This window comes from Mycobacterium sp. E735 (genome assembly GCF_001666955.1).
Lineage (GTDB): Bacteria > Actinomycetota > Actinomycetes > Mycobacteriales > Mycobacteriaceae > Mycobacterium.
On sequence record NZ_LZIX01000251.1, the window covers coordinates 1 to 4,022 of the forward strand.

The following is a 4,022-nucleotide window of genomic DNA, read 5'->3' on the forward strand; positions in this document are numbered from 1 at the left end:
ACGCGCGATGTCGAATGATTCCGGATCGTCGAACACCTTCTCGTCGAAGTTCGCCGACTCGAACAGCAGGATCATCTTCTCGCCCTGGCGCAGCTGGGTGCCGTGGAACTCGGTGTCGGCGGTGATGGTGCGTGCCATGTTCTTCACCGGCGCGGTCCAGCGCAACATCTCCTCGATCGCGTTGGGCAGCAGGCTCAGGTCGCCCGCCAGGCGCCGGTGCTGATCCGGGTGCAGCAGCAACTGCCGGGTCCCGCCGGACAGCGTGTGGCGCGTGGTCTCGTCGCCGCCGATCAACAGCAGCAGCACCTCGGTGACAATCTGGTGGTCCTCGAGCCGTGAGCCCTCGACCTCCGCGTGCACCAGGACACTGACCAGGTCGTCGGTCGGCTCGGACTTGCGGGCCTCGATCATGCCCATCATGTACTGGCTGTAGGCCGCGAAAGCGTCCATGGTGACCTGGAAATCGGACTCCGCCGCGGTGCTGCTCAAGAAGCTGACCAGGTCGTCGGACCACTTGAGGAACATCTTGCGCTCCTCGGGACGCACGCCGAGCATGTCGCCGATCACGGCCATCGGCAGGGGCGCGGCAAGGTCCCAGACGAAGTCGCATTCGCCGCGTTCGCACACCGCGTCGATCAGCGTGTCACACAGCGAAACGATCTTGGCTTCAAGGTCTTTCACGCGCTTGCGGGTGAAGCCGGAGTTGACGAGCTTGCGGCGCAGCAGATGTTGCGGATCGTCCATCTCGATCATCATCTCGACGCCGTCTTGGTCGGGGCGGATGCCGCCGGCGTTGGAGAACAGCTCGGGGTTGCGTTCGGCCTCGATCACGGCCTGATAGGTCGACGCGGCGGCCAATCCCTTGCGGTCCCGGAAGACCGGCTCGTGCTCGCGCATCCATCGGTAGACGGACCGCGAATCGCCGGCGTAGAAGGCACCGTCGGTCAGATCCACATCGGGTCTGGTCATCGTCATGAGATCTCCTGGGCATCACCGAAGGTCATTTGGACGTTCTGAGCGGAACTGGACACCAAAGCGCGTTTTGGAAGGCCTAGCGACGCAAGCTCTTTCGCATACGGGTGATCACCCAGCCGGATCCGCACGCCGCCGAACCGGGTGTGCACACCATCCAGCGTGTGTTCGAAGGCGGTCTCGCGGGTGACGCCGTCGCGGTGTGAGTAACTGGTCTGCGCCTGCTGGCGGGGGGTCAGCCGGAACGGCAGGCCGGGGCGAAAATCCATGCCGATCACCGGCTGGCCGTCGATGCTGAGGTCGAAACCGAACCGGCGCCCCTCCCGAACGGTGAAGTCGCCCATCACCTTCGGGTAACCCCAGATCTTGGTGCCCGCCTCCAAGGTGAACGCCTGGTCGACGGGCAGGTGATGGATGAAGGCGCCGGCCGACTGCAGCGCTCGTAGCCCGCTGGCCTTCGAGCCGGGCGGGTTGACCATGACGCTGGTGCCGAACTCGTGATACTGGCCCAGGTCGCCGTCGAGGTAATGCATCAGCATCAGGACCACGATCGCGCGACCGGGCAGGTAGCGGCAGACCTGCAGGCCGCTGTAGTCGATCATCTGCTGCGCGGCGTCGGCGTCGACGGAGAACATCGCCATGTGCTGATTTGCCTGGCGGATCCGCACCGGCATGGTCAGTACCGTGCCCGCGATGGTGTGCTGCGAGGCTGTCATCGGGCCACACTAGAACGCGTTCTAATCCCCTGGCAAGGATCGGCTAGATCAGCGTGGCGAGCTCCCTGATCTGCGCCTCATTGCGTCCGTTGACCACCATCATGGTGACGCCGGCGGCTTCCCAGACCTTGACCTGCTCACGGACGTAGTTGATATCACCGACGATCGCGGCGTCGTCGATCACCTCGTCGGGGATGATCTCGGCGGCCTTGTCCTTCTGGTTGCTGCGGAACAGCTTGGTGACCTCGTCGACCACCTCGGCGTAGCCCATCCGCCGGTAGACGTCGGCGTGGAAGTTGGTGTCCTCGGCGCCCATCCCACCCATGTAGAGCGCGATGTAGGGCTTCATGGCCGCGAACGCCGCGGGGCGGTCGTCGGTGATGACGATGTTGGCGGTCGCGCAGATCTCGAAGTCGTCGCGGCTGCGGCGCGCCCCGGGCCGCGCGAACCCTTCGTCGAGCCATTCGTTGTAGGTGTCCGCCATCCGCGGCGTGTAGAAGATCGGCAGCCAGCCGTCGCAGATCTCGGCGGCCAGGGCCACGTTCTTCGGCCCCTCGGCGCCCAGCATGATCGGGATGTCGGGGCGCAGCGGGTGGGTGATGGGCTTGAGGGGCTTGCCCAGCCCGGTCGTCTGCTCGCCGGTCAGCGGCAACGGGTAGTGGGGGCCGTCGCTGGTGACCGGCTTCTCGCGGGCCCACACCTGCCTCATGATGTCGACGTATTCACGGGTACGGGCCAGCGGCTTGGGGAACGGCCGGCCGTACCAGCCCTCGACCACCTGCGGGCCCGAGACGCCGAGGCCGATGATGTGCCGGCCCCCGGACAGATGGTCGAGCGTCAGCGCGGCCATTGCGGTCGCCGTCGGGGTCCGCGCGGACAGCTGAATCACCGAGGTGCCCAGTCGCAGCCGGTGTGTCGAAGAGCCCAGCCACGCCAGCGGCGTGTAGGCATCCGATCCCCACGCTTCGGCCGTGAAGACGGCGTCGAATCCGGTTTCCTCGGCGGCGGCGACGAGCTCCGCGTGGTTCTCCGGCGGCTGAGCGCCCCAATACCCGAGCTGCAATCCCAGCTTCATAGTCACTGAACCCTTCCGAGGACCCGATGTTGAAACAGTTCTTAGAACCTGTTCTACTCGATGGCGTGACAGCCAGTTCGAGCAGCCCGACCTTGACGGATCCCACTGAGCCACCGCTCTCCGCGCCGCTGACGTTGTCTTTCGACTACACCCGTTCGGTCGGCCCCACGCTGAGCAAGTTCTTCACCGCACTGCGTGAGCGCCACGTCCTGGGAGTGCGCGGATCCGATGGCCGGGTACACGTGCCGCCGGCGGAATACGACCCGGTCACCTACGAGCCGCTGGGCGAGATGGTGCCGGTGTCCAGCGTCGGCACCGTCGTTTCCTGGACGTGGCAACCGGATCCGGTGGAGGGTCAGCCCCTGGACCGTCCGTTCGCCTGGGCGCTGATCAAGCTCGACGGCGCGGACACCCCGCTGATGCACGCCGTGGACGCCGGCAGCCCAGGAGCCATCACGACGGGCTCCCGGGTCCATGTGCACTGGGCCGACGAGCCGGTGGGCACCATCACCGACATCGCGTACTTCGAGCTCGGTGAGGAAGCCGAGCCGGTGTCCGAACAGCCGGCGGGCGAACAAGATCCGGTGACCATGATCGTCACGCCGATCTCGCTGACGATTCAGCACACCGCCTCCCACGAGGAAAGCGCCTACCTGCGGGCCATCGCGCAGGGCAAGCTGCTGGGCGCGCGTACCGGCGAGAAGGGCAAGGTTTATTTCCCGCCGCACGGCGCGGACCCGGCCACCGGCCAACCCACCACCGAATTCGTGGAGCTGCCCGACAAGGGCACCGTCACGACGTTCGCGATCATCAACATCCCGTTCCAGGGTCAGCGCATCAAACCGCCCTACGTGGCGGCCTACGTGCTGCTCGACGGTGCCGACATTCCCTTCCTGCATCTGGTCGCCGACATCGACGCGCACGAGGTGCGGATGGGTATGCGCGTCGAGGCGGTGTGGAAACCCCGCGAGGAGTGGGGCTTTGGCATCGACAACATCGAGTACTTCCGGCCGACAGGGGAACCCGACGCCGACTACGACACCTACAAGCACCACCTGTAAAGGGCACACCTACCACATGAGCGCTCGCAACGTTGCGGTCGTCGGCTTCGCCCACGCCCCACACGTACGCCGCACAGACGGCACCACCAACGGCGTCGAGATGTTGATGCCGTGCTTCGCCCAGCTCTACGAGGACCTGGGTATCACGAAGGCCGACATCGGCTTCTGGTGCTCGGGATCCTCCGATTACCTCGCCGG

4 protein-coding genes and 1 pseudogene are annotated in these 4,022 nt (G+C 65.8%); 2 read left to right on the forward strand and 3 right to left on the reverse strand.

Annotation, left to right across the window (positions count from 1 at the left end; all coding sequences use genetic code 11):
* The 3 genes from A5704_RS20775 to A5704_RS20785 form a co-directional block, all read right to left on the reverse strand.
* Positions 1 to 975: cytochrome P450 (locus A5704_RS20775; RefSeq protein WP_067890800.1), on the reverse strand; the 975-nt coding region annotated here is incomplete at its 3' end.
* Positions 972 to 1,688, reverse strand: a complete 717-nt coding sequence (locus A5704_RS20780) for an acetoacetate decarboxylase family protein (RefSeq protein WP_067755615.1) — start codon at positions 1,686 to 1,688, stop codon at positions 972 to 974. The genes A5704_RS20775 and A5704_RS20780, both read right to left, overlap by 4 nt.
* A 43-nt stretch (positions 1,689 to 1,731) precedes the next feature.
* Positions 1,732 to 2,763, reverse strand: coding sequence for an LLM class F420-dependent oxidoreductase (locus A5704_RS20785; RefSeq protein ID WP_067755619.1), 1,032 nt, complete (start codon positions 2,761 to 2,763; stop codon positions 1,732 to 1,734).
* A 65-nt stretch (positions 2,764 to 2,828) separates the two neighbouring features.
* Here A5704_RS20785 and A5704_RS20790 point away from each other — a divergent pair, with 65 nt between their 5' ends.
* Positions 2,829 to 3,824, forward strand: coding sequence for a Zn-ribbon domain-containing OB-fold protein (locus A5704_RS20790; protein WP_067890797.1), 996 nt, complete (start codon positions 2,829 to 2,831; stop codon positions 3,822 to 3,824).
* Between the two features lie 16 nt (positions 3,825 to 3,840).
* A pseudogene (locus tag A5704_RS20795) lies at positions 3,841 to 4,022 on the forward strand (lipid-transfer protein); the annotation flags it as partial.

Bases quoted from the DNA above. Each gene is read 5' to 3' on its own strand.
- A5704_RS20780 (WP_067755615.1), bottom strand. From the start codon at position 1,688: ATGACAGCCTCGCAGCACACCATCGCGGGCACGGTACTGACCATGCCG.
- A5704_RS20785 (WP_067755619.1), bottom strand. From the start codon at position 2,763: ATGAAGCTGGGATTGCAGCTCGGGTATTGGGGCGCTCAGCCGCCGGAG.